We start from the raw sequence: 25,587 nt of genomic DNA on the forward strand, positions 1-25,587 counted from the left end.
ATTTGTTGCATGCTTTTGTTTGAATTCACTAAATTACTTTGCAAAATTTTTTATATTGAATCTTGATGAACTGTAAATTTTTATTGATAGAAATAATCTTTTTAGTCAAACATTTTTGATTTAAATCAAGTAATATCTTATACTTTTGGTATCCAACAAAAAAAATAATCATGACTACATATACTTCAATAAAAAAAATCAGAATTCTCCTTATTGTTTTCGGCGGTGTTTATTTGGCTGCTCAACTTTTTAATTTCTCCAAAGTAAACGATCCCGTTACTGAGCATATTGGTAGCGAATACATGAGTAAGTACAATGTTTATGCTTTAAAAACGCCTGATAAAATTTTATTTGCTGGTGAAGATGTACCCATAGAGCGATGGGATGTGAAGGAGTCGTTTGATAGAGAGCTTTTGGTGAATACTTACTGGCAATCTCAAACCTTGCTTTTTATTAAGCGAGCCAATCGTTTTTTTCCAATTATCGAACCTATTTTAAGGGAGGAAGGAATCCCTGATGATTTTAAATACTTAGCACTTATTGAAAGTGGTTTGGTTCAAACCATTGAATCGCCTGCTGGAGCCGTCGGAATTTGGCAATTTATGGAAGGAACGGCTAAAGATTATGGTTTGGAAGTTGGAAGCGAAGTAGATGAAAGATATAATGTTGAAAAATCAACTCATGCCGCCTGTAACTATCTGAAAGATTCCTATAAAAAATATGGATCCTGGACACTGGTGGCAGCTTCCTATAATTCAGGTAGAAGATTTTTAGATAGGCAGATGCAATTGCAAGATGCAGGAAATTACTTTGATCTTCTTTTGGGGGAAGAAACGGGACGGTATGTTTTCCGGATTATGGCTATTAAGAGAATCATGGAGAATACTGATGAATTCGGATTTAAGTATCGTGAGTCTGATTTGTATGTTAACATTCCTACTCGTAAGCTAAAAATTACTGGTAGCGTGGAGAATTTTGCATTTTTTGCCAAGGAAAATGGAATTAATTATAAGCTACTGAAGTTTTTTAATCCTTGGCTTCGAAAAGCTTACCTAACAAATAAATATAAAAAAGAGTACGAAATTACTCTTCCTGCCAAAGGATATATTAATTTTGCATTTTCTGAATATAAAAACCCATCCGATTCTGTTTCTGTAAAGTAACCAATTAGAGGGTGTAAAAAGGAGATTGTAAATTGACTGTCAAGAATCATAAAAACAAGAATGGGGAAGAATCATTGGATACTGAAAAGCTAGAAGTTTTTGGTGCTCGTGTTCATAACCTTAAAAATATAGATATTAGTATTCCCAGAAATCAACTTTCGGTGATTACTGGTTTGAGTGGAAGTGGAAAATCCTCACTTGCATTTGATACTATTTATGCAGAAGGTCAACGGAGATATGTCGAAACTTTTTCGGCTTATGCCCGACAATTTTTGGGTGGAATGGAGCGTCCGGATGTTGATAAAATTACTGGTTTGAGTCCGGTGATTTCTATAGAACAAAAGACAACTAATAAAAACCCTCGTTCTACTGTAGGAACAATCACCGAACTGTACGATTTTCTTCGTCTTTTATATGCTCGGGCAGGAATTGCCTATTCTTACGAAACTGGTGAGAAAATGGTCAAATACACCGACGAGCAAATTATTAGTTTGATTCATGAAAAGTTTAGTCACAAAAGGATTCTTATTTTGGCTCCAATTGTGAAAGGGAGAAAGGGTCATTATAAAGAATTGTTCGAGCAAATTAGGAGTAAAGGCTTTTTGTATGCACGCGTAGATGGCGAAATTGTGGAATTGTATCATGGCTATAAAGTTGATCGATACAAAAATCATAATATTGAGGTGCTGATTGATAAGTTGGTGGTCGAGGAAGTAGGAGATAAACGCCTTAAGGAATCGGTACAAACTGCAATGAAGCACGGAAAAGGAATTACTATGATTCAGGATAAGGATACTGATGAAACACGATTTTATAGTCGTTTATTGATGTGTCCCACAACTGGAATTTCTTATAACACACCCGCTCCACATAGTTTTTCTTTTAATTCGCCACATGGTGCATGTCCTAAATGTAAAGGTCTGGGACGGGTAAATGCCATCGATATGGATAAAATTATTCCAGATCGAAATTTAAGTATCCGAGAAGGCGGAATTGTTCCCTTGGGAAAATATAAGAATTCCTTGATATTTTGGCAATTAGAAGCCATTGGTCGCAAGTATGATTTCTTGATGGATACGCCAATTAAAGAAATTCCAGATGAGGCTTTAAGCATTATTTTAGATGGTAGTAGTGAGACTTTCAAGTTGGAGAATACTCCTTTAGGGGCTTCATCGAACTACTTCCTTAGTTTCGATGGGGTGATTAAATACATCTCGAATCAGGAAAGTAATGTTACCTCGAAAAAGGCAAAAAAATGGGCTGAGCAATTTATCATTACTAAGGTTTGTGATGTGTGTAATGGCGATCGCCTAAAACGTGAATCTCTTCATTTTAAAATTCACGACAAAAATATTTCGCAAGTTGCAAGTATGGATTTGGGGCTCTTGAATGAGTGGTTTAAGGATTTGGAGCATCATCTGAGCGAAAAACAACAAAAAATTGCGGTTGAAATTCTAAAGGAAATTCGTTCTCGTTTGGGTTTCTTGATGGATGTTGGTTTGGAATACCTATCGCTCAATAGAAGTTCGATTTCGCTTTCGGGAGGGGAATCACAGCGAATTAGACTAGCAACACAAATTGGATCTCAATTGGTGAATGTTTTATATATTCTTGATGAACCCAGCATTGGATTGCATCAAAGAGACAATGAGCGTTTGATTTATTCATTGCAGCAACTTCGCGATTCGGGTAATTCGGTCATTGTTGTTGAGCACGATAAAGACATGATTCTCTCCGCTGATTATGTTGTGGACATGGGACCATTTGCCGGAAAACATGGTGGGGAAGTTGTTTCGTTTGGACGTCCAGATCAAATTGTTAAAAGCAATAGTTTAACTGCTAATTACTTAAATGGCGAGAAAAAAATTGAAATTCCTGAAAGTAGAAGAGTGGGAAACGGTAAGAGCATTACCTTAAAAGGTTGCACCGGAAATAATCTTAAGAATGTTGATGTTAGTTTGCCTTTGGGAAAATTTATTTGTGTAACTGGTGTCTCCGGAAGTGGTAAGTCAAGCCTGATAAATGGGACTTTACATCCAATTTTGTCTCAACACTTTTATCGCTCTGTTGCTGATCCATTGCCCTACCAAAAAATTAATGGAATTCAGAATATCGATAAGGTCGTAGAGGTTAGTCAATCGCCTTTAGGAAGAACACCGAGATCGAATCCGGCAACCTATACCAATTTGTTTGGTGATGTTAGAAAATTGTACGAGAAATTGCCTGAATCACAAATTCGGGGGTATAAAGCAGGTCGATTTTCTTTTAATGTGAAAGGCGGACGATGTGAAACCTGTCAGGGAGCTGGCGTTCGATCCATCGAAATGAATTTCTTGCCTGATGTTCATGTGCGATGTGATGAGTGCAATGGTAAACGATACAATCGCGAGACATTAGAGGTGCGATACAAAGGAAAATCGATTGGTGATGTTTTGGATATGACGATTAATCAGGCAGTTGAATTTTTTGAAAATATTCCTTCTATTTTGGTGAAATTAAAAGTTCTGAAAGATGTTGGCTTGGGGTATATTACTTTGGGGCAACCTTCCACAACCCTTTCGGGAGGAGAATCGCAACGAGTAAAATTGGCAACAGAATTGGCCAAACGAGATACTGGTAAAACTCTTTACATTCTCGACGAGCCAACCACAGGATTGCATTTTGAAGATGTTCGGGTTCTGTTAGATGTGCTCAACCGATTGGTGAATAAAGGAAATACAGTAATTGTTATTGAACACAATATGGATGTGATTAAAGTCGCTGATCATATAATTGATGTTGGAGTAGAAGGAGGACGAAATGGCGGCGAAATCTTATTCGAAGGAAGCCCGGAAGAATTACTGAATTGTGAAAAATCATTTACTGCTCGATTTTTGAGGGAAGAGATGAAATAGTAAGCGAAAGTTTATGCGAAAAAAAGGATCTCCAATTGGAGATCCTTTTTTATTTGTCATTTTTCAACAGAAGAAGGAATTTAACAAAAATTAGTCCATTCGTATTTTAAATGCATCATCCTTATTCTTATCTTTAAAACAGTCTAATCATAAATAGGCATTTTGTAAATTTTGAATGATATGGGAAAATTAATTGATATTTATTTCGAAGATTTAAAAGAGAAGCGGTCTTATCCTTTGGGAACAGATCTTCAAACAATATTGGCCGATTTGGGCCCTAAGTATAATGGCGAAATACTTGGTGCTATGGTAAATAATAAGCTGAAAGAATTAAGCTATGAAATTTACAAGCCCAAAAATGTAACTTTTGTGGACGTGACACATCCCGATGGTCGACGAATGTATGTTCGTTCTTTATGTTTTCTGTTGTATAAGGCGGTTCATGATTTGTTTCCCAAAACCGGCTTTAGGATTGAACATTCTATTTCAAATGGTTTGTATTGTAGGATTACCGACCGGAGTATTTTACTTACACCCGACCTTATCGAAAATATCAAGATGAGAATGCTTGAGCTTATTGATGAGGATCTTCCTTTTATCCGTGAGGAAATTGAAACGGAAAAAGCTATTGAGATTTTCGAATCTCAAGGCTTAAAGGAGAAGACTAGTTTGTTTCGTACTCGCGGGAATATGTACACATCAGTGTTTCATTTGGGCGGTACTGTTGATTATTTTTATGGATTCTTGGTTCCATCTACAGGTAAGTTAAAGGTTTTTGATTTACTGCCATTTGCTCATGGTATGCTCCTGATGCCTCCAGGTAGACGCGATGCAACTGAGACAAAACCGGTAATCGATCAGGAGAAAATGATGAAGGTATTTAGCGAATTTAAGCGCTGGGGAAAGGTGTTGAATATTTCCAATGTTGGTGATTTGAATCGCTATGTCGATAACGATAATATCTCGGAGTTGATTAAAATATCAGAAGCTCTTCATGAAAAGAAAATTGCTCAAATTGCTGATAAAATTCGAAAGAAAAGGAAGCACACAAAATTGATTTTGATTTCGGGGCCATCGTCATCAGGAAAGACAACTTTTGGTAAACGTTTAGCTATTCAGCTGAAAGTAGCAGGCCTAAATCCGGTAAATCTATCTTTAGATAACTACTTTGTCGATAGGGAACATACTCCTAAAGATGAGAATGGTGAATATGATTTTGAAGCTTTAGAATCTTTAGATATCCGATTGTTTAACCAGAATTTGGTTGATTTGTTGAATGGTCAAGAAGTTGAGTTGCCAAAATTTTCATTTGAAACAGGAACTAGATATTACAATGGAGAAAAATTGAAGGTCAATGGTAAGCAAATTATAGTGGTCGAAGGAATTCATGCTTTGAATCCAAAATTGACTCCATTAATAGCCGACGAATCGAAGTTTCGAATCTACGTTTCGGCACTAACTTCTATTTCCATTGATGGTCATAATCGCATTCCTTCAACCGATAATCGATTGATCAGGAGAATTGTACGTGATCATAAATATAGAAAATATAGTGCTTTGGATACCATTAGTCGCTGGCCTAGTGTGAGACGCGGCGAGGAGAAAAATATTTTTCCTTTTCAGGAAGAGGCTGATGCCATGTTTAATTCGGCACTTCCCTACGAACTAGGAGTTTTAAAAAGGCATGCAGAGCCAATTTTAAAGGAGATTCAGCCAAACCAAGTAGAATATTCCGAAGCGAATCGTTTGCTTAAGTTTTTTAGCTACTTTCTTCCCATCAAAGATCATGAGATACCACCAACTTCCTTAATGAGGGAATTTTTAGGCGGTAGTACCTTTGAATATTAACCTGTTAATAACTTTTTACCTGTTTATATTCATCCCTGTTTTACTTGTTAATATCCTTAATGAGTAAGGCGGGGATTTTTAGTTATTAACAATTGGAAATATTGAATACAGTGACTTCTGAGAGTTATTAACAATTCATCAACAATGTTGATAACTTGTTCATTCTCTGTTGAAAAGTGCATATTCGTATCTGTAGCCTGATTTTCTTTAGCGGGCTGCAAATATAGACTAAAAAGTAGGAATAGTAAAAGGAATTTTTTGATTTTTTTAAAGGAAAATTGAGTTAGAAAGCTAACTATCTCTTCATCATACGATCTATCTCTCGTTTATGATCTTTTTGTTTTAAACTTTCTCTTTTGTCGTAGTGTTTTTTACCACGACAAAGAGCTATTTCCATTTTGGCAAATCCTTTTTCATTCAGAAAAATTCGTAACGGAACAATTGTTAGACCACTTTCTTTTGTTTTGCGGTCTAATTTTTCTAATTCTTTTCTGTTTAAAAGGAGTTTGCGTTCTCTTTTTTCTTCGTGGTTGTAGTAAGAGCCAAATTTGTATTCGGAAATATGCATTTCTTTCACGTAAAGCTCATTGGCATTAAAATAGCAAAAGGAGTCCCCTATGCTTGCTTTTCCAGCACGAATGGATTTTATTTCTGTTCCAAATAGTTGAATACCTGCCACAAAGGTTTCAATTATCTCATATTCAAAACTAGCTTTTTTATTTCTGATATTGATTTTCTGCATTGTAAAGTCTTAATTGCCTCACAAATTTACAATATTAAATTGTAACTGGGAGCTTGAAAATAATAGAAAACATTCGTTCAAACAGCAATGGGAGAATTAAAATAAGTAAACTGACCATTATTGTAAAGCCTGCTTTTTTATTTTGTGAAATAGGGAGTAAAGGTGATATTCCTAGCCATAATACACGAATAAAATAGAGTTCGAAGACCAAGCTAATTTGATTTAGAAATGAGTACGGGGTAAAAAGTTTAGCCAAACTATGAAATAGGCAGAATATGGCTCCACTGTAAATTATTAGCGGATAAATACTTTCCGATTTAATTTGTAATTGAAAGTTGGGTGCCATCAATTTAATCATTTTTCCACTTGCGTAAAATCCTAGATTTAAGGATAAGAAAGAGATGAAAAATTGAGATATGCCAATTAAAAGACTTCCGGAGTGTATTAGAGCACCCGCGAAAGAAATTGCCGAGCAGATTGCAGTAACAGGAAATAAAAAAGTGATAAATATGGATTGTACACGATATGTTTCCTTTGCAATTACTTCCCATTCTATTGCCGGAGAAATCAATAAATTGAGCCACCGGGTGAATGAATTTAGAATATTTTTTGAACGAAAAATCATTGTTGTTTTCTCTTAATTTAGATTGGTGCCAAAATTAAGCAAGCTTTTTAAATTTGCTCTATATTTAGTGTAAAATTGTTGGACATTGGTTAAAAGCCCATAAGGCTTGCTATGCCAATAAAAAATGCGCCTAAAACCGCACTAATAGAAAGGAGGCCGATGAGTATAAATGTAAAATAACCTGATTTTCTATTCTCTGGAATGGAAAGCATTGGTGAAATTCCCTTGTAAAGAACGAAAAAACTAAACAGACTAAAAATGGTTAGATAGTTTATCATCGGAATTAGGAAAGCGATCGAATTAAAAATGATGCCAGGAATAAAGGAAAAAGTAATAAGAGTAAAGGCTCTCTTGAATCGTTCTGTTCGGATAGTGAAATGGGCAAACTGGCTTGTCATAAGAGCCGAAATATAGATGTATAGAAGGGAAAAGACAAAAGTTGCACCTGCTGCAAAAAGATGCATGTTGATTTCTTGCAAAGGGTTTTGTTCGAAAAATTGATAACCTAAAAAATTGCATGCTGCCATGAATAATAGCAATGGCAGAAGGTAGAGAAATAATTGTTTTGGTTTGCATGATTGACTTGCAATTGATTCCCAGGCTTTCTCTGTTTGAAAAAATAGTTGCAGACAGTGCTTTAGTAGGCTTGCTATTGTCATATTGACTGGACTTGTTGGTGAATCTGAAAAACTTGGAGTAATTTTGTTGTGTAATATAGATATACAATTTTGTCTTATTGAAAGATAATCATTATCTGGATAAACAAAAATTGATTGTTTTATACGATTGGGAAAAATAGTAGAGATGCAGAATAATTTATTGGTGGTATTAGGAGCAACAGCAACAGGAAAAACAAGTTTAGCTGTTCATTTGGCAAAAGAATTCGAGGGTGAAATTATTAGTGCAGATTCCCGACAGATTTATCGCGGTATGGATTTGGGAACAGGGAAAGATTTGGACGAATATGTTTTGGATGGAAAAACAATTCCTCATCACCTGATTGATATTGCTGATGCTGGTTATAAATACAATGTGTATGAGTTTCAGCAGGATTTTGTGAAAGCCTTTGAGCAAATTACTGCAAAAGGAAAAATGCCAATTGTTTGTGGGGGAACAGGAATGTATTTGGAAGCAGCTTTAAAAGGGTATAAGTTGATTGCAGTGCCCAAAGATCAAGATTTTAGAGATCAATTATTAGATAAAACATTGGATGAGTTAGGCGTAATTCTGCGATCCTACAAAAAAGTGCACAACAATTCCGATTTAGAAACTCAAAAACGCGCTATCCGAGCCATTGAAATTGAACGATACTATGCTTCTCATCCTGAAATAGAAATGGATTATCCTGAAATGAATCCTTTACTGATCGGAATTAAATTCGATCGCGAAGTAAGAAGACAACGAATTACCCAGCGATTAAAAGAACGTCTGCAATCGGGAATGGTCGAAGAGGTAGAAAGCTTAATGAAATCAGGTGTTTCGGCTGATGACCTTATTTATTATGGGCTGGAGTATAAATTTTTAACTCGTTACGTTGTGGGTGAGTTGACCTACGATGAAATGGTGAATCAGCTTGAAGTGGCTATTCATCAATTTGCCAAGCGCCAAATGACCTGGTTTCGTAAAATGGAACGCAGTGGATCAAACATTCATTGGCTGGATGGTTTTATGCCTTTGGAAGAAAAAATTCAGAAAGTGAAAGAGTTGGCAGCTATTTAGTTGATGTAGTTGTTAATTTCTGAGAATGTGATTTTTTTTACGCCTAATTGTTCCCATTTTGCATAAGGAAGAGGAATATTTGGTAACTCTTTTATGGCATCTTCAATTACGTACACCTTAATATTTTGCTTCGCTAAACCAACAACAGCGCAGTCGACACAAACATTGGTGCTTACTCCATAAACAAAAACTGTTTTTGGGGCAATTTGCTTTAGAATGGCATTTGTGTATTTATTTCCCTCGAATACATCGAAGGCATCTTTGCGAATTACAATGTTTCGGTGAGCGGTAATAGCACTTATTTCTTTATCGGAATAATTATTTTCCCACAAAACCTCGGAGAAAGGAGTTTCTGGTTTTGTTTCGTTGACATACTCTGCTCCAGATGTATTTGCCATGCAATGAGGCGGAAATGTGGTGATAAAATCAGGAGACTGGGACAATTCCTTTGAATTTGAATAATGGAAATCGGCCGTGTTAACAACTTGAATATTGTGCCTTTTTGCAAAGCTACTTAGTTGAGCAAGTGTAGGTTGAATTTGTTCTGCATCAGAAACGTAAAGTTTCCCCGTTTTACTCATAAAATCAATTTGAGTGTCAACATTCCAGAATAAGATATCTTTTGCAAGCATAGAGAATTGCTTATTTAAATTTATATTCATTACAATATTACAACAGCTCGGATAGATATCAAAGTAGAAATAGATATTATGTGCCTCGATAGATCTGAAAATTATTGTCTTTTAACAGGAGAATCGTTAGTGATAACGAATAATTTTTACAGCTAACGAATTCTTTTTTACTTTACTCTTCTAAATTTACAGTAGTTCCAACTTATGACTAATATAAAAGAAATATCGCGTAGTAGGATCGCTTATCATATTTTGTTTTGGGTACTTGCCTTTACATTTTGGTTGTTTACTATGTTTGTGGCTAGTAATTTTAAGAATATTTTGCGAGTAGAGCCCGTTTTAATGACCTTGGTTTTTAATCTTTGCTTTGCTGCTGCTGTTTATTTTAACCTTTTAGTTTTAATTCCTCGTTTTTTTAAAAAACAGAAGTTTTTTCTTTATGTGTTTTCTCTCATAGGTATAATTTCTTTGTCTGCCTTTTTTATCGATTTTTTGTTGGTTTATCCTTTAAGTCGTTTTGTGCAAGGCGAGCAATTTTTCGGAGATCTTACCTTCGTAGTGTGGTTTAATTTTGCATTTTTTACTTTTATCTATGTTGGTGTAACTAGTTTTTTATCACTGATGAGGGAGTGGTTTATTTTGCAGAAAATTTCATTTCAGTTGAAAGATATTGAGCGGGAAAAATTGGAAGCTGAACTAAAAGCTTTGAAGGCACAGATCAATCCTCATTTTTTGTTTAATACCTTAAATAATATCTATTCTCTTACCTTGGATAAGTCAGATAAAGCACCAAGTTTGGTGTTGAAATTGTCTGATTTAATGCGATACATACTTTACGATTGCAATGATCGATATGTTCTGCTGGAGAAAGAATTGGAGTTCATTCAGAATTATATCGACTTGCAAAAAATTCGATTGGACGATAGTGTACCTGTGCAGATTGGAGTGAAGGGAGATCCGGCAAGAAGAAAAATAGCTCCGCTTTTGTTTGAACCACTGATAGAAAATGCATTTAAGCATGGAGCTTACGGTAAAAACAATGACGGCTTTGTTAATATTCTCTTTAATTTTGAAAATACTAACGAAATAGAGTTGTCAATAGAAAATCGCTTGGCTAGCGATTGGAATAAAGAGAACGAAAAAAATGGGGGGATTGGAATTAAAAATGTGATTCGTCGTTTAGAGCTGTTGTACCCCGAAAAGCACCGTTTGGTAATTAAGGAGGATAACAAGCTTTTTAAAGTTACCTTGCAAATTGATTTGTCCTAACGAAGTTAAGATTCTATGAAATTAAAATGTTTAATTGTTGATGATGAGCCGCTTGCACAGCGTGTTTTAGAGAAATACATCTCGGAATTGCCTGGACTAGAACTAAAAGGGAAGTGCAGTGATGCTATTGAGGCTATGGAGCTTCTGCAAGAGCAAGATGTTGATCTTATTTTTTTAGATATCAATATGCCCAGGTTGAGTGGAATTAATTTTCTTAAAACCTATAAGAACCCACCTATGGTTGTTATTACAACAGCCTATACCGAGTATGCATTAGAAAGTTACGAGTTAAATGTGTTGGATTATCTGAAAAAACCATTTTCGTTTGAACGGTTTTTACAGGCTGTTCAAAAGGCTGAAGATAGGGGGAAGGGGCCTGCTGAATTGCTAGAGTTAGGTAAGGAAGAAAGAGATTATATATTCGTGAAGGCAAATAAGAAAACCATTAATATTAATCTGGATTCTATTTTATATGTAGAAGCTTTGGGTGACTATGTAAAGATTTTTACTAATGATGGACATGTGGTTACCTATCAGTCTCTTAAGGGGATTGAGCGTTTGTTGCCCTCGCAGAAGTTTTATCGAATTCATAAATCCTACATTGTTTCCTTATCTAAAATTAAATCGATAGAAGGAAATATGGTTCACCTCGAAAAAGGAACAATTCCCATTGGAAACAATTACAAGCAGAGTTTTTTTCAACGAATTCATCCTGCATAATACTGTTGATAAGTCTAATTTTTAAAGGCTTGGCGAGATTTTTGTCACAATCTTTTTAAGATGTATTTGTTGATTTACAGTTCTTGTTTTGGATTTAAATATGTATTGATTCATGTTTGATTGTGGCGATAAGTATTCTTATTCTAAGGACGAATATTTTGGAATAAAATTGTATAAATATATTGGGCCTTTAGTGCTTGTAATTCGCTCCCTTTTTGTTAAATTTAGACCTATAAAATTTGAATCTTGGATTTATAAAAATTTAATATTTATGAAAAAACAAACTAATTATCGTTATATCGTTTTTCTTTTAGTTATGGGTTTTGCATTTAATTTTGTTGCTTGTAAGCCAGTTGATAAAAAGAAAGCTCAAGAGCAAACTGTTAAACCTTTGCTTAAGAAAGCGATCGAGAAAGAGGTAAGAGATGTTGTATATCCTCTTCCAACTACTTTTGAATTAACTTCTATGTTGAATCGAATTGGTGCTGATTATATTTTAGGACTTTCGAATTCTACTGAGAATGCAGATAAATATTTCACAGAAAAAGCAAGAGCTTTAAATTTAGGTGTTTATAGTGCTGATTTAAGTTATGCAAGTACCTATCAGCGTAAGCAGGAAACAATGTTGTTTTTAAAGGCATCGAAATCTTTAATCGACAATTTGGAAATTACGAGTGCCTACAATGAGACTTTAGTGGAAGAGGTAGAGAAAAATTTAGATAATAAAGATCAGTTGGTATCAATAATTACTAATTCGTTTTACGATACTTATGAATTTTTAAATAAAAACGCAAAAGGAAATCTTTCTTTACTGGTTGTGAGTGGTAGTTTTATTGAAGGCTTATATATTGCAACTAATATTTCTGACAATACTTATGCGAATTCGGAAATTGTAAAAGTTATTTTTGATCAGAAAGAATCATTAGAAAAATTACTAGCTGTATTAGAACCAGAAGCCAAAGATCCAAATATCGATTCAATATTAGTAGAGTTACATGGTTTGAAAGTAAGCTACGATAAAATTGTAGATGGAAGCATGGACAAGGCACAGTTGGATGAAATTACCGCAAGTGTTACTAAGCTTAGAGAGTCTATCGTTCAATAATTGAAAATAGTCTAATAAATTTCTAACTGCTTTCCATTTTGGAAGGCAGTTTTTTTTGTGTCCACAAACTAGTATTTTAATATTCCTGCACTAAAGAAATAAGTTGTAAATTTAGATTAGTCTGATAAAAACAAACCAATAATTCCAAAGATGTAAATGGGAGAATCGATTTTAAATGCATTAATGCATCTCTTTGCCATTGTTGCTAATGCCAAAGAACGTGGAATTTCGCGCGAAGGAAAAGTGATTGTAGAAGGGTTTCTAAAACGATATGTGAACATGGAACTTGAGCTTGAATACCTGCGTTTGTTCGAAAACTATTCTGAATTTTATCATCGAGAGATGGAGTATCAGGCGAATGTAAATGCCCAGGAAGGAAATATTCTTTCTTTAACCGAAGCCACTAAAGTTTGTTCCAAAATAAAATCTGAGTTAATTCAGGAAGAACGTTTAATTGTATTATTGCATTTGCTCGAATTTGTTTACGAAGACAAGTTGGTGAGTGAGAATGAATTTGAATTTATAAGTATTGTTGCGGAGAGCTTTAAAATTCCTCGTTCCGAATTTATTAACTGTCTTGCTTTTGTTTGGGGCGATACTCTTGATGAATTCGATAAAAGTAAATTCTTAATCATAGATAATAAGGTTACGGAGTGGTCCGATAACTTGTCTTGGTTCATGAAAAAGGATCCGAAGAGAAAGGACAATGATTATAAACATTTGTTTTGTTACAATTTGTATGGGCGAATTGTAGTTATGTTTGCGAAAAGTGTAAACTTGTTGGTTTTTAAGTACGAGGGAGAGTTGAATCTTTATCTGGAGGGAAATAAGATAAAATCTGATAAAACCTATCAGTTGAGCAACGGTTCTATCATTAAAGGTCCCAATATTAAATCGCTTTACTATTCAGATATTGCTGGTAAATTTCTACAGGAGGAAGTGCAGGAAAAAATTGTATTTACCGCTAAAGATATCGAATTTAAGTTTCGAAATTCTGAAAATGGAATTCATAAATTTAATATCTCAGAAGAAAGTGGACAGCTAATTGGAATTATGGGTGGAAGTGGGGTTGGAAAATCAACTTTGCTGAATGTTTTGAATGGAAACTTGCCACTAAATCGGGGCGAGATTAGAATTAACGATTATGAAATTCATCGAAATCAATTAGCTGTTCGTGGTTTAATTGGTTTTGTGCCTCAGGATGATTTGCTCATAGAAGAGTTGAGTGTTTTTCGAAACCTGTATTTTAATGCCAAACTGTGCTTTAAGGATTATAGTGAAATACAAATCTTAAAAAAGGTATTGAGAATTCTTCAGGATTTAGATTTGTATGAAGTGCGTAACCTTAAGGTTGGTGATCCCTTAAATAAATTTATTAGTGGAGGTCAGCGAAAAAGGCTCAATATTGGGCTGGAATTGATGCGTGAGCCAGCCATTCTTTTGGTAGATGAGCCTACATCAGGTTTGTCTTCTACCGATTCGGAAATGGTGATGAATTTACTAAAAAGTCAAACTTTGAAGGGGAAACTGGTGGTTGTAAATATTCATCAGCCTTCTTCCTTTATTTTTAAGATGTTCGATAAGCTTTGGATACTCGATAAGGGTGGTTATCCAATTTACAATGGGAATCCAATTGATGCCATTGTTTATTTTAAAACACAGAATTCTCAAGTGAATGCTTCGGAAAGTGAGTGCGTGACTTGCGGAAATGTAAATCCGGAGCAGATCTTACAAATTGTAGAAGCTAAATTGATCGATGAACAGGGGAAGCCAACTCGAGAACGCCGAACTCCTCCTGATAAGTGGTATCAGAAATACCTCGATAATATTGAGGCCAATCATTTACCCTTGCATGTTGATAAAAAATTGCCACAAAGTGATTTTAAAATTCCAGGTAAAATAAAGCAGTTTTCTATTTTTTGGCTTCGTAATGTGCTTTCAAAGTTAAGTAATAAGCAATACTTAATTATTAATTTATTCGAGGCTCCTTTACTTGCTGTGATACTGGCTTATTTTACAAAGTTCACCACTGATGGCGGATATGTATTTGGAGACAATAAAAATTTCCCGGTATTTCTTTTTATGTCGGTGGTCGTTTCTATGTTTTTGGGATTAACGGTGAGCGCCGAAGAAATAATAAGGGACAAGAGGATTTTGCAGCGTGAGAAATTTTTGAATCTGTGTCGGTTTAGCTACCTCAGTTCTAAAATTATCTTTTTATTTCTTCTTTCTGCTATTCAGTCTATTTCTTTCGTTTTGGTGGCTCATTATATTCTCGAGATTCAGGATATGATTTTTGCCTATTGGTTGGTTTTATTCACAACATCTTGCTTCTCGAACCTGATTGGTTTGAATATTTCAGCAGGGTTAAATTCTGTAATCACTATCTATATTTTGATTCCTTTGATATTGGTTCCACAGCTTTTGTTGGGAGGTGCAATGATTAAATTTGATGATTTACATACGGGAATTACCGATAAAGTTTATGTGCCAATTGTTGGAAATTTAATGACTACTCGATGGGCTTATGAGGCTTTGGCTGTTACACAGTTTAGAGATAACGAATTTGAGAAGCATTTTTTCGATTTTGAAAAAGGAATTAGTGATGCGTCTTTTAAAAGTTCTTTTTTGATTCCTCGAATTGAATCCATCTTACTTGATTGTAAGCGCAGTATCGAGTTTGAACAGGATTCGGAAGAAATAAAAGCAAATTTTGGGATGTTGAGAAATGAAATTGTCAGTTTAGGAAGCGAATCAGGAATAAAAATTTTCCCAGAACTTAAGGAGTTAAATTTTCACGATTTTAATTTAAATGTGGCTGAAAAAACCACAGCTTTTCTAGATAATGTAAAACTATACTACATGGGGTTGGGGCGCGAATCTGGCTATAAAAAGGACTTTGAATATTCTCGTTTGGTCGATTCCCTGGGGCGCGATGGCGTTTACGGTTTTAAGCAAAGATATTACAATACAGCCTTAGCCGATTTGGTGCTTAATAAATCAGAAGTCAACAAATTAATTGAGGTAGATGGTCGTTTGATTCAAAAGAAAGATCCAATTTTGATGAACCCTAAGTCAAAAATTGGACGTTCTCATTTCTATTCTCCTGTAAAACGAGTTTCTTTCTTTTATATCGATACCTTTTGGTTTAATATTGTTGTTGTTTGGTTAGGAACGAGTATTTTATTCATGACCTTATGGTTCAATTTGCTCAGAAAGCTAGTTAATTACATAGAAGGCATGAGATTGCTTCGTCGCGAAAAAAAAGGAAATAGAAACTATTTTCAGTTGCTTGCGTTTTTGATTTTTAAAGCTTTTCGATTCAAATAATTTATTGAGAGTAAACTGCTGGCAATTACGAGCATTCCCGTAATGGAAAGTGCATCAGGTTTTTCTCCGGGTAAAACCATCCAACTTAAAGAGGCTCCAAAAATTGGTATGATGAATTTCCAGGTGTTTAAATTGGAAACTTTTACTCCTGGGCGTTGCAATAGTCCAAACCAAATTGTGATAGCGAATGCCGAAACCATAGCTAACCATGCCAGAGAAAGGTAATATTCGGTTGGATGAATGGTGGACCATGTTGGATGTTCTGTAGGAATTGAAACTAGTAGCAAGACAGCACCGCCAATAATCATTGAGAAGGAAGCCAATACTCGTGGAGGCATATCTTTTGCATCTCTTGAGACAATTACATTTCCCGTGCTTCCAACGATATTATTCAAAATCAGAATTCCTACTCCTAAGGGAATAGTTGTGGTGAGAACAAAATCGGATCTTCCTAAACTAATAATGCAAACGCCGCTAATTCCTATGAGAATTGCCATTATTTTTTGCCAGCTCATTTTATCATTTTTCAACATGAAATGAGCTACTACTGCAGTAAATAACGGGGATGAACCTATAAGCATTGCACCTAAAGCACCAGGTACATAATTAATGCCGGTATAGAATAATCCGTAAAGAAATGAGGTTTGGAGTAAGGCAACCCATAAAATGAAATGCCACCGCTTTTTTGCTTTCTCAATTTTTGACTTTAGATCTTTGATAAAAGGAAGAATGATTAATCCGGAAATAAAAAAACGCATTCCTGCAAATTGCAGAGGGGTAGAATATTTTAAACCAATTTTAATGGCTGTAAATGGAGTGGCCCAAAGTAAGCAGGCAAAAATTGCAAGAACACTTGTAGAGAATAGGAATTTTTTCATGAAGGCAAAAATTTTATGCAAACTTAGGAATTTTATTTTCACAGAAAGGCAGATGTGTGAATTATTAGTAGTGTTAGAAAATATGGAAGGCAAAAATCCCCACCAAATACTTGTTTGATGGGGATTTATATGTTGATTAATGATGATTTTTATTTTGCATTTTTCACATACTTATCAAGCCAATTGGCAAATGTGCGTTGCCATAAAATTCCGTTTTGAACACCTAAAACCCAATGGTTTTCCTCGGGAAGATGAAGAAGTTGGGCTGGAATTCCTCGTAATCGAGCAGCATTAAAAGCTTGCATTCCTTGAGAGTCAACAATGCGGTAGTCTTTTCCTCCGTGCACAACCAAAATTGGAGTGTCCCAATTTTGCACAAATTTATGAGGCGAATTGGCGTAAGATCGTTGTGCTATTTTGTTGTTTTTATCCCAAAAAGGACCTCCTAAGTCCCAGTTTACAAACCACATTTCTTCGGTTTCTAAATATTGAGATTCCAAATTAAACATTCCGTCATGGGCAATAAATGCTTTAAAGCGTTTCTCGTGATGCCCAGCTAACCAGAAAGCAGAGAAGCCACCGTAGGAAGCACCTACGCATCCCAATCGGTTTTCGTCTACGAATGGTTCCTGTTTGATGGCATCAATTGCACTTAGGTAATCTTCCATGTTTTGTCCACCATAATCTCCTGAAATTTGTTCATTCCATTCCTGACCAAAACCCGGTAAGCCTCGTCGGTTTGGAGCAACAACAATATAATCGTTGGCAGCCATCATCTGAAAATTCCATCGGTAGCTCCAAAATTGAGAAACGGTTCCTTGAGGTCCTCCCTGGCAGTAAAGCAAAGTAGGATATTTTTTGCTGGCATCGAAATGAGGTGGATAAATTACCCAAACTAACATTTGTTTGTTGTCGGTTGTGGTAATCCATCGTTTTTCAACTTTCCCCATTTCTAATTGATCAAGAATGTTTTTGTTGATGAATGAAATTTCTTTTTCTTCTCCCGTGGCCGGATTAATATTGTAGATTTCAGCTGGTTTCGACATGGATACTTTGGTTCCGATAAGAGCATCGCCGGCAATGTGTACCGTATGGTAATCGTGGATTCCCTTGGTAACTTGCTTTATATTTCCATCAGCTAAGGAAAGTTTATAGATTTCCTGAACGGCATGCCATCCCGAAATAAAATAAATGTCTTTGCTGTTTGCCGACCAGGTTAATGATTGAACATTCTGATCGAAATTTTTCGTGTAGAATGTTTTTTCACCAGTGGCTAAATCCATTACGAATAAACGATTTTTATCGGCCTCGTAACCATCTCTTTCCATGCTTTCCCAAGCCATTTTACTTCCGTCAGGAGAAAAAACAGGATTCATGTCGTAGCCCATCATTCCTTCAGTTACATTTTTGGTTTCACCTGTTTTTGTGTCGTAGAAATAAATGTCCGAATTAGTAGATTTTGCATATTCGGTACCTTGTAGTTTTCTAGATACGTAGGCTAAAGTTTTTGAATCTGTTAACCAGTTTACTTGTTCGATTCCACCAAAGGGTTTTACTGGCGCAGACCATTTCTCACCAGGCATGATGTCTGTTCCTGAAGTAATTTTAGAGCTATAATCAGCAATAAAAATATGAGTGTAGGTATCTACCCAACTATCCCAGTGACGATAATTCATGTCATTAATTACGCGAGCATTTGCTTTTGGAAGATCAGGATATAAGTCTTGAACTTTTTTTTCTTCCTGAACTTCTTTCAGGTAAAAAATCTTGCTCATATCAGGAGAATATTTAAAACCATTTATTCCGCCTTCGATATCCGAAATTTGAACAGCATCGCTTCCATCAGGATTCATTTCCCACATTTGGCTGGTTCCACTTTCCGAACTTAGGTAGGCAATTTTTTTTCCATCGGGTTTCCATATTTCGTTATGCTCTTTTTGGGAGGAGTTTGTAATTTGTACTGCCTCACCGCCTTCAACCGGAAGAGTGTACAAATCGCGATATGAACGATTTTCTTCCTTGTTAAAATAGCTTACTCCATATAAAATAGTGGTACCGTCAGGTGAGATGTTTTCTCCTCCCAGACGACCGAATGACCATAATACTTCAGGAGTCATTACATCTGATGTAAGATGAGTTTCCGGTGTTTTATAGGAGGAGTCGTTAGTTGATTCTTCAGCTTTTTGTTGGCAGGACGATAAGCCTGTTACAATAGCTAAGCCCAACAAAATTTGTTTGTTTGTCATGTTAGTATAACTTAGTTGGTTTAATTTATATTGCCTTGTAAATGTAATAAATGCAAAGAATATCTAATAGTCTATGGATGTTTGATAATTCTTAATTGCTTGAGAGATAGGTTGGCTGTGAATTATTATATTCAAAAAAAGACCCTCTGTAAATGAGGGCCTTTGGATTGTTTTATTTGAAAAATTATTGAGCAGGTTGATTGATTGCTGTAATAATTTTAGTTTCTAATTCTTCGGCTAATTCAACGTTGTCGATAAGAAGTTTTCGAACAGCCTCACGACCTTGTCCTAACTTAGTGTCACCATAGGAAAACCACGATCCACTTTTTTTAATGATGTTGTAATTTACACCAAGGTCGATGATTTCACCAGTTTTTGAAATCCCTTCTCCGTAAATTATATCGAATTCAGCTTTGCGAAATGGAGGTGCAACTTTATTTTTTACAACTTTCACACGAGTGTGGTTTCCACTTACTTCATCGCCGTCTTTGATTTGTCCAATTCTTCTAATATCCAAGCGAACAGAAGCATAGAATTTAAGAGCGTTACCACCAGTGGTTGTTTCTGGGTTACCAAACATAACTCCAATTTTCTCTCGCAATTGGTTGATGAAAATACAAGTAGTGTTTGTTCTGTTGATGTTTGCAGTTAGTTTACGTAAAGCTTGAGACATTAAACGAGCCTGTAAACCCATTTTTGATTCACCCATTTCACCTTCAATTTCTGCTTTAGGAGTTAGGGCAGCTACCGAGTCAATTACAATCAAGTCGATTGCAGAAGAACGGATCAACTGATCGGTAATTTCCAAAGCTTGTTCTCCATTATCAGGTTGAGATATTAATAGATTCTCAGTATCAACACCTAGTTTTTCAGCATAAAATCGATCAAATGCATGCTCAGCATCAATAATTGCGGCAATTCCTCCTGCTTTTTGAGTTTCGGCAATTGCATGAATTGCTAGGGTAGTTTTACCCGAAGATTCTGGTCCGTAAATTTCAATAATTCTTCCTCGGGGAAGTCCTCCTACGCCTAAGGCCATGTCTAAGGATAAAGATCCAGTTGAAATGGTAGGAATATCTTCGATGGCATTGTCGCCCATCTTCATGATAGCACCTTTTCCATAGGTTTTGTCAATTTTCTCCATGGTTAATTGGAGAGCTTTTAGCTTTTCTTTGTTGATTTCTGAAACTTCTTTTGCGCTCATATATTCTGAATTATTTATTTACTAAAGTAGGCCCATCTCGGCAAGGATTTGATGGGTGTGATCTTTTGTTTTTACTTTTTGGAATATCTTTTCGATATAGCCTTGCTCGGAAATGATAAAGGTAGTTCTTAAAACGCCCATATAGGTTTTGCCATAGAGTTTTTTCTCTCCCCAGGCACCATACGCTTCCAATATTTCTTTTTCTGTGTCGGCAATTAAATTAAACGCCAAATTGTATTTTGCAATAAATTTTTGGTGTGATGTTATCTTATCAGGACTTACCCCTATGATCTCGAATCCTTTTTTGCTGAGTTCATCGTAATTTTCGTTTAGGTTGCACGATTCTGCGGTACACCCAGGAGTATTGTCTTTGGGGTAAAAATATAGAATGATTTTTTTTCCAGTAAAGTCGGAAAGTTTTAGTTCTTTGTTATCTTGGTTTAATCCAGTGAAACATGGAGCTTTATCTCCTTCTTTTAATAGTAGCATCTATTTAAATTTTGAATTGCAAATATACCTATATCTGTGTATAGGTACGAATTTTAGATCATTAAAATTATTAGTAATTGAAGGTAGAAAAAAATGATCCTAAAACCTGATGAAAAGATTTTTTTTTATTTTTTTGTTAATCTTAATCTTTATCTTGTAATTTTATACTTACACATTATATATTATCTTTGTTATGATATAATTACTATCTTAACTCTTTATAAAATCCTGCATAGTATGAGAAGTGTTCATGGATAGTAGTGGTTTGCAGGCAGAGAATTTACTTTTTTGTTGTTAATTGGAAGGAAAAACTATGGTTTTACCTATTTCCATTTTCAAGAGATTGATCTATGAATAATAAAATGAAATTACGCTACTGTTTATTTTTGCTTTCTTTTTTCTTTTTTCAGGTGTCGATAGCACAAAGTTTTCAGGAAGGGAAGACAGAACAAGAGGTTGAACAAAAAGCTTTTGTGTTTTTTGATGGTGAGGATTATAGTAAAGCTTTGCCTTTGTACCAGGATTTGATAAATGTATACCCGCAGGATCCTGAGTATAATTATTATTTGGGCGTTTGTCAAGTAGAAGTAAATGAGAATATTAAGCAGGCTATCCAGCACCTAAAAATCGCATCTACAAAAAATGTAAATGCATCGGTCCCTTACTATCTGGGGAGGGCTTTTCATATGAATTATGAGTTTAATTCAGCTGTTCGTTACTACCGTAAGTTTAGTGAGTATTATAAGAAGAAATCCATTGGGATAGAGCGTTTAATAGAGATGTGTCAGAATGGGTTGCCACTTGTAAATTCTTATTCAGTGTTGGATGTTAAAAGCAAAAAAGTAGTCAGTCGAGATGGCTTTTTTAGGTCTTACGATTTAGATGGTTTTGAAGATCGTCTGTCGAAAAAGAAGAATTCACTTAAATCCCGATATGATGAAGATGGTGATAAAGATGTTGCTTGTCTTGCTAATAAAGGACAGTACATCTACTTTTCAAGTTATGGAAAAAATAAAAAGACAGGAAGGGATCTGTATCGTGCCAAGCGATTAAAAAACGGGGGGTGGGGAGAAGCTGAAGAATTAAGTGCTTTAAACACCGTTTATGATGAGGTTTATCCTTTTATGTCGAATGATGGCAGAACTCTTTACTTTTGTTCTCAGGGACATTCAAGTATGGGAGGATTTGATATTTTCCGCTCAGTGTATAATGAAATATCAGATACTTGGACAGAGCCTGAGAATATGGGTTTCCCAATTAATTCAACATCCAACGATCTGTTTTTTGCTACTGATTTAAACGATGAGTATGCAAGTTTTGTTTCTAGCAGAGATACAGGGAAAGATGAGGTGAATGTCTACAAAATAAAGTTGTCTGATTATTCAGAACAGAAAGTAGTGATGGATCCAGAAATGCTTGCTGATATTGCAAGTTTGGAGGTTGGAAATGCTAGTCTTGCTGGAAATTTGCTTGAAAATGACGAACCTATTTATTCCAATAAGTACAAGGAAACAGATTTTCCTTACTTTAATTTCCCTGTTACTAGCGAATTTACCTACCATTTTATTAAAGAATTTAAATCTAATCAGGCAAGAGCAATTTTTATAGAGGCCAAAAATGATCGTTTTAATTCCGATAGTTTAATCGGTGTTGCCGATCAGCTAAGAATTCAACTAAATGATGTAAAAGGAACCCCTAAAAAAACACTTGCAGATAAGATCTCAAAGTTAGAACAAAAGTCTTTTGAATTAAGTAAGAAGGCTGAAAATAAATTGGCTGAGGCTCAGCTTCAGGAGTCGAATTATCTAAATGAAAATATAATAGGAACCGTTACTGCAGATGTTGTTGCTTCAAATGATACTAGAACATCTACAGCGATTCCTGCAATGGATAATCATTCACAAGATGGATATGTTTATCACTTACAAGTAGGAGTTTTTTCTAACCGAGTAGAATCTAGTTTCTTTTCTGGTTTGGCTGATGTTAAGGAAGATGTTGTTGAGAATGGGAAGTTGTTTAAATATATGGTAGGAAATTATTCTAGCTTTGCTGCTGCTAAGAAGGAAATTCCAGAGGTACGACAACTGTTTCCAAATACTTTTGTTGTAGTTTATAAAGATGGACATAAAACAAGTTTGGGTGCTGCTATTAAAGTTACCGATGCGGATTATGTGCCTGAGCCAATGAAGAAAGTAAGTGCAAAAGCTAATCCTGAAATGACGACAAAAGGAGACGATAAAGTCTATTTTAGAGTTCAAGTTGGAGCATATTCTAATGATATCCCTCAGGATGTGAAATCAAAATTGGAGAGTTTCTCAAAATATCCAATTAATTATTCTAAAGATTACAGAGGTTTTACCATTTGTACGGTAGGTAGTTTTGATTCGTACAGTAGAGTGAGTAAATTAAAAATGGAGATTCGCGAAGCTGGCTTAAATGATGCTTTTACCGTTGCATTCTCTGGTAACGATAAGATTACTATTCAACAAGCATTAGAAATACTAAGACAGTAAATAGAAGGACTTATTTATGTTTGTAGATAAAAATATAGATGCTGATAAGAAAGAGAGCGATGTTATTAATGACCTTTTAAATCGTAATACTTTGCTGCTTATAAACGATGATTTCCACACTTTTGATTTTGTGGTGGATGCATTGGTGGAGGTTTGTAGGCATAATCCTGATCAAGCTGAGCAATGTGCCTACATTACTCATTATAAAGGAAAATGTGATGTAAAAAATGGAAGCCTGAATACTATCAGGCCCATGCGGGATCGATTAGCTGAAAAAGGATTAAAAGTGAGTATCGTATAGTGGTAATAAATCAGATTTAGATTACATGACAGCCTTAATTATTATTTTACTCATCGTATTTGGTATTGTCCTTTTATTATTGGAGTTTCTAGTGATTCCTGGAGTTACCGTGGCTGCCATTGGCGGCATATTAATGATTGCTGGAGGAGTGTATATGTCTTATCATCATTATGGATATTCGGTTGGACATTTAAGCATTTTATCTGTAATAATTCTTTTCGGGGCCTCCTTTGCCCTTGCTTTAAAGTCGAAAACATGGAATAAAATCATGTTGAAAACCGAAGTAACCTCTAAGGTCGAAAAAATGGAAGATTCCGATGTTCTGATTGGGGATCAGGGTGTTTGTACCTCTCGTCTTGCGCCTATGGGGATGGTAAAAATGAATAATAAAATTGTAGAAGCAAAATCAATGGGAACTTATATCGATGAGAAAACCCCAGTTGAGGTTGTTGGAATTATTGATAAGATTATAATTGTAAAACCTATTTAAATTTAAGCAAATGGAAATTGGTGCTTTGATATTGTTAATTGTAGCCATCGGGGTTGGAGTTTATATACTCTTCTATTTTGTCCCAGTTGGTCTTTGGTTTTCGGCTCTGTTGTCAGGAGTTCGCATTTCGTTACTTCAATTAGTATTTATGCGATGGAGAAAGGTTCCACCAAAAGTGATTGTGAGTGCTTTAATTGAAGGAACAAAAGCTGGTTTGGTTTTGAATCGGGATGAGTTAGAAGCCCATTATTTGGCAGGAGGCCGTGTTGCTCAAGTTACGCATGCATTGGTTTCTGCGTCAAAAGCAAATATCGATTTGAGCTTTAAAATGGCAACAGCAATCGATTTGGCGGGTAGAGATGTTTATGAAGCAGTACAAATGAGTGTAATTCCTAAAGTTATTAATACACCTCCAGTAACTGCTGTTTCTAAAGATGGTATTCAGTTAATTGCAAAGGCTCGAGTGACAGTGAGAGCTAATATTCGCCAGTTGGTAGGTGGTGCAGGTGAGGAAACTGTTTTGGCTAGAGTTGGAGAAGGAATTGTATCTTCTATCGGTTCCAACGAATCGCATAAATCTGTTTTAGAGAATCCGGATTATATTTCGCGAGTTGTATTGGAGAAAGGATTGGATGCAGGAACTGCATTTGAAATTTTGTCTATTGATATTGCTGATATCGATATAGGTAAAAATATTGGAGCTGTTCTACAAACAGATCAAGCTGAAGCTGATTTAAAAATTGCACAAGCAAAAGCAGAAGAGAGAAGAGCAATGGCTGTTGCTTCCGAACAGGAAAATAAAGCATTGGCTCAGGAGATGAGGGCAAAGGTTATTGAGGCCGAATCAGAAGTTCCCAGAGCGATGGCTGAGGCATTCAGAAATGGACAATTAGGAATAATGGATTATTATAGAATGAAGAATATTGAAGCGGATACAAGCATGCGCGAAAATATTGCCAATCCATCTGATAAAGGAAAAAAGAAATAAAAGAAGATCAATTTTACTCGATTACCGGGAAGTATTTTTATGCTTTCCGGTTTTTTTTTCATTAAAAATAAAATAAATATTTTTCAATCTCATTGATTTATAATTTACTATAAAATGAAGGCAATAAATCTTTGATTTATGCTGATAAAATATTTTGCACATCTGAAATTTTTACATACTTTTGCTACCGCAATAAAGGAGAGGTGGGAGAGTGGCTTAATCCACCAGTTTGCTAAACTGACGTACTGTGTAACGGTACCGGGGGTTCGAATCCCCCTCTCTCCGCAAATTTTCGGGGTGTAGCGTAGCCCGGTCATCGCGCCTGCTTTGGGAGCAGGAGGTCGCAGGTTCGAATCCTGCCACCCCGACGAAAATTTTAGAGGAGTTTAAAAACTTCTCTTTTTTTATCTTAATAGAATACCGGAATGAGA

The 25,587-nt window shown here is 35.4% G+C and carries 20 protein-coding genes and 2 tRNA genes; 15 read left to right on the forward strand and 7 right to left on the reverse strand.

All coding sequences use genetic code 11. The features are described 5' to 3' along the window. Positions 1-170 precede the first annotated feature (170 nt). The 3 genes from ABYT26_RS08240 to ABYT26_RS08250 all read left to right on the forward strand — a co-directional run bounded on the left by ABYT26_RS08240 (position 171) and on the right by ABYT26_RS08250 (position 5,905). The gene (locus tag ABYT26_RS08240) at positions 171-1,163 is read left to right on the forward strand and encodes a lytic transglycosylase domain-containing protein (protein WP_372752755.1); all 993 of its coding nucleotides are present in this window, start codon (positions 171-173) and stop codon (positions 1,161-1,163) included. 32 nt (positions 1,164-1,195) lie between these two features. Continuing rightward, positions 1,196-4,057: an excinuclease ABC subunit UvrA gene (uvrA, locus tag ABYT26_RS08245; RefSeq protein WP_372752757.1), complete on the forward strand. Its 2,862-nt coding sequence runs from the start codon at positions 1,196-1,198 to the stop codon at positions 4,055-4,057. 180 nt (positions 4,058-4,237) lie between these two features. Then, a complete protein-coding gene (locus tag ABYT26_RS08250) occupies positions 4,238-5,905 on the forward strand; it encodes a nucleoside kinase (protein ID WP_372752759.1) in 1,668 nt (555 codons plus the stop codon). Positions 5,906-6,200: 295 nt separating this feature from the next. Here ABYT26_RS08250 and smpB read toward each other — a convergent pair whose 3' ends face one another. Then, positions 6,201-6,647: an SsrA-binding protein gene (gene smpB / locus ABYT26_RS08255; RefSeq protein WP_372752760.1), complete on the reverse strand. Its 447-nt coding sequence runs from the start codon at positions 6,645-6,647 to the stop codon at positions 6,201-6,203. Between the two features lie 416 nt (positions 6,648-7,063). Here smpB and ABYT26_RS08260 point away from each other — a divergent pair, with 416 nt between their 5' ends. Then, complete coding sequence (locus ABYT26_RS08260) at positions 7,064-7,288, forward strand: hypothetical protein (protein WP_372752762.1); 225 nt, start codon at positions 7,064-7,066, stop codon at positions 7,286-7,288. 73 nt (positions 7,289-7,361) lie between these two features. Here ABYT26_RS08260 and ABYT26_RS08265 read toward each other — a convergent pair whose 3' ends face one another. Continuing rightward, positions 7,362-7,931: a YIP1 family protein gene (locus ABYT26_RS08265; RefSeq protein WP_372752764.1), complete on the reverse strand. Its 570-nt coding sequence runs from the start codon at positions 7,929-7,931 to the stop codon at positions 7,362-7,364. Positions 7,932-8,076: 145 nt separating this feature from the next. Between ABYT26_RS08265 and miaA the strand changes: the two genes are divergently transcribed. Further along, on the forward strand, positions 8,077-8,991 hold the full coding sequence (gene miaA, locus ABYT26_RS08270; protein ID WP_372752766.1) for a tRNA (adenosine(37)-N6)-dimethylallyltransferase MiaA: 915 nt from the start codon (positions 8,077-8,079) through the stop codon (positions 8,989-8,991). Here miaA and ABYT26_RS08275 read toward each other — a convergent pair. Next, entirely contained in the window at positions 8,988-9,623 is a 636-nt protein-coding gene (locus ABYT26_RS08275) for a cysteine hydrolase family protein (RefSeq protein WP_372752768.1), read from the reverse strand. The two genes, miaA and ABYT26_RS08275, sit on opposite strands and share 4 nt — an antisense overlap. Positions 9,624-9,827: 204 nt before the next feature. Here ABYT26_RS08275 and ABYT26_RS08280 point away from each other — a divergent pair, with 204 nt between their 5' ends. From ABYT26_RS08280 to ABYT26_RS08295, 4 genes are all read left to right on the forward strand, one after another. Then, a complete protein-coding gene (locus ABYT26_RS08280; protein ID WP_372752770.1) occupies positions 9,828-10,892 on the forward strand; it encodes a sensor histidine kinase in 1,065 nt (354 codons plus the stop codon). Between the two features lie 15 nt (positions 10,893-10,907). Further along, complete coding sequence (locus tag ABYT26_RS08285) at positions 10,908-11,612, forward strand: LytR/AlgR family response regulator transcription factor (RefSeq protein WP_372752772.1); 705 nt, start codon at positions 10,908-10,910, stop codon at positions 11,610-11,612. Positions 11,613-11,883: 271 nt separating this feature from the next. Continuing rightward, on the forward strand, positions 11,884-12,717 hold the full coding sequence (locus ABYT26_RS08290) for a hypothetical protein (protein ID WP_372752774.1): 834 nt from the start codon (positions 11,884-11,886) through the stop codon (positions 12,715-12,717). A 156-nt stretch (positions 12,718-12,873) separates the two neighbouring features. Continuing rightward, complete coding sequence (locus tag ABYT26_RS08295) at positions 12,874-16,047, forward strand: ATP-binding cassette domain-containing protein (protein ID WP_372752775.1); 3,174 nt, start codon at positions 12,874-12,876, stop codon at positions 16,045-16,047. Here ABYT26_RS08295 and ABYT26_RS08300 read toward each other — a convergent pair. The 4 genes from ABYT26_RS08300 to bcp all read right to left on the reverse strand — a co-directional run bounded on the left by ABYT26_RS08300 (position 16,002) and on the right by bcp (position 20,864). Continuing rightward, complete coding sequence (locus tag ABYT26_RS08300) at positions 16,002-16,925, reverse strand: DMT family transporter (protein WP_372752777.1); 924 nt, start codon at positions 16,923-16,925, stop codon at positions 16,002-16,004. The genes ABYT26_RS08295 and ABYT26_RS08300 overlap by 46 nt on opposite strands. Before the next feature lie 149 nt (positions 16,926-17,074). Continuing rightward, positions 17,075-19,171: an alpha/beta fold hydrolase gene (locus tag ABYT26_RS08305; RefSeq protein WP_372752779.1), complete on the reverse strand. Its 2,097-nt coding sequence runs from the start codon at positions 19,169-19,171 to the stop codon at positions 17,075-17,077. A gap of 184 nt (positions 19,172-19,355) precedes the next feature. After that, the gene (gene recA, locus ABYT26_RS08310; RefSeq protein WP_372752781.1) at positions 19,356-20,375 is read right to left on the reverse strand and encodes a recombinase RecA; all 1,020 of its coding nucleotides are present in this window, start codon (positions 20,373-20,375) and stop codon (positions 19,356-19,358) included. Between the two features lie 21 nt (positions 20,376-20,396). After that, complete coding sequence (gene bcp / locus ABYT26_RS08315; RefSeq protein ID WP_372752783.1) at positions 20,397-20,864, reverse strand: thioredoxin-dependent thiol peroxidase; 468 nt, start codon at positions 20,862-20,864, stop codon at positions 20,397-20,399. Between the two features lie 350 nt (positions 20,865-21,214). On the opposite strand from bcp, the gene ABYT26_RS08320 reads away from it, so the two are divergent. The 6 genes from ABYT26_RS08320 (at position 21,215) to ABYT26_RS08345 (ending at position 25,524) form a co-directional block, all read left to right on the forward strand. Next, positions 21,215-23,377 (forward strand): hypothetical protein, encoded by a 2,163-nt coding sequence (locus ABYT26_RS08320; protein ID WP_372752785.1) that lies wholly within the window; start codon positions 21,215-21,217, stop codon positions 23,375-23,377. A 16-nt stretch (positions 23,378-23,393) separates the two neighbouring features. Beyond that, positions 23,394-23,678, forward strand: coding sequence for an ATP-dependent Clp protease adaptor ClpS (locus ABYT26_RS08325; RefSeq protein ID WP_372752787.1), 285 nt, complete (start codon positions 23,394-23,396; stop codon positions 23,676-23,678). A 25-nt stretch (positions 23,679-23,703) separates the two neighbouring features. Next, positions 23,704-24,168, forward strand: coding sequence for an NfeD family protein (locus ABYT26_RS08330; protein ID WP_372752789.1), 465 nt, complete (start codon positions 23,704-23,706; stop codon positions 24,166-24,168). Between the two features lie 10 nt (positions 24,169-24,178). Continuing rightward, entirely contained in the window at positions 24,179-25,156 is a 978-nt protein-coding gene (floA, locus tag ABYT26_RS08335; protein WP_372752791.1) for a flotillin-like protein FloA, read from the forward strand. A gap of 197 nt (positions 25,157-25,353) precedes the next feature. Continuing rightward, positions 25,354-25,441: transfer RNA gene (locus ABYT26_RS08340), tRNA-Ser, on the forward strand. Between the two features lie 8 nt (positions 25,442-25,449). After that, a tRNA-Pro gene (locus ABYT26_RS08345) sits at positions 25,450-25,524 on the forward strand. The last annotated feature ends 63 nt before the right edge of the window (positions 25,525-25,587 follow it).

This window comes from Labilibaculum sp., from assembly GCF_041595635.1.
GTDB lineage: Bacteria > Bacteroidota > Bacteroidia > Bacteroidales > Marinifilaceae > Labilibaculum.

Coding starts and splice junctions, on each gene's coding strand:
- ABYT26_RS08240 (WP_372752755.1), top strand. CDS start 171: ATGACTACATATACTTCAATAAAAAAAATCAGAATTCTCCTTATTGTT.
- ABYT26_RS08250 (WP_372752759.1), top strand. CDS start 4,238: ATGGGAAAATTAATTGATATTTATTTCGAAGATTTAAAAGAGAAGCGG.
- smpB (WP_372752760.1), bottom strand. CDS start 6,647: ATGCAGAAAATCAATATCAGAAATAAAAAAGCTAGTTTTGAATATGAG.
- ABYT26_RS08260 (WP_372752762.1), top strand. CDS start 7,064: ATGCCAATTAAAAGACTTCCGGAGTGTATTAGAGCACCCGCGAAAGAA.
- ABYT26_RS08265 (WP_372752764.1), bottom strand. CDS start 7,931: ATGACAATAGCAAGCCTACTAAAGCACTGTCTGCAACTATTTTTTCAA.
- miaA (WP_372752766.1), top strand. CDS start 8,077: ATGCAGAATAATTTATTGGTGGTATTAGGAGCAACAGCAACAGGAAAA.
- ABYT26_RS08275 (WP_372752768.1), bottom strand. CDS start 9,623: ATGCTTGCAAAAGATATCTTATTCTGGAATGTTGACACTCAAATTGAT.
- ABYT26_RS08280 (WP_372752770.1), top strand. CDS start 9,828: ATGACTAATATAAAAGAAATATCGCGTAGTAGGATCGCTTATCATATT.
- ABYT26_RS08285 (WP_372752772.1), top strand. CDS start 10,908: ATGAAATTAAAATGTTTAATTGTTGATGATGAGCCGCTTGCACAGCGT.
- ABYT26_RS08290 (WP_372752774.1), top strand. CDS start 11,884: ATGAAAAAACAAACTAATTATCGTTATATCGTTTTTCTTTTAGTTATG.
- ABYT26_RS08295 (WP_372752775.1), top strand. CDS start 12,874: ATGGGAGAATCGATTTTAAATGCATTAATGCATCTCTTTGCCATTGTT.
- ABYT26_RS08300 (WP_372752777.1), bottom strand. CDS start 16,925: ATGAAAAAATTCCTATTCTCTACAAGTGTTCTTGCAATTTTTGCCTGC.
- ABYT26_RS08305 (WP_372752779.1), bottom strand. CDS start 19,171: ATGACAAACAAACAAATTTTGTTGGGCTTAGCTATTGTAACAGGCTTA.
- recA (WP_372752781.1), bottom strand. CDS start 20,375: ATGAGCGCAAAAGAAGTTTCAGAAATCAACAAAGAAAAGCTAAAAGCT.
- bcp (WP_372752783.1), bottom strand. CDS start 20,864: ATGCTACTATTAAAAGAAGGAGATAAAGCTCCATGTTTCACTGGATTA.
- ABYT26_RS08320 (WP_372752785.1), top strand. CDS start 21,215: ATGAATAATAAAATGAAATTACGCTACTGTTTATTTTTGCTTTCTTTT.
- ABYT26_RS08325 (WP_372752787.1), top strand. CDS start 23,394: ATGTTTGTAGATAAAAATATAGATGCTGATAAGAAAGAGAGCGATGTT.
- ABYT26_RS08330 (WP_372752789.1), top strand. CDS start 23,704: ATGACAGCCTTAATTATTATTTTACTCATCGTATTTGGTATTGTCCTT.
- floA (WP_372752791.1), top strand. CDS start 24,179: ATGGAAATTGGTGCTTTGATATTGTTAATTGTAGCCATCGGGGTTGGA.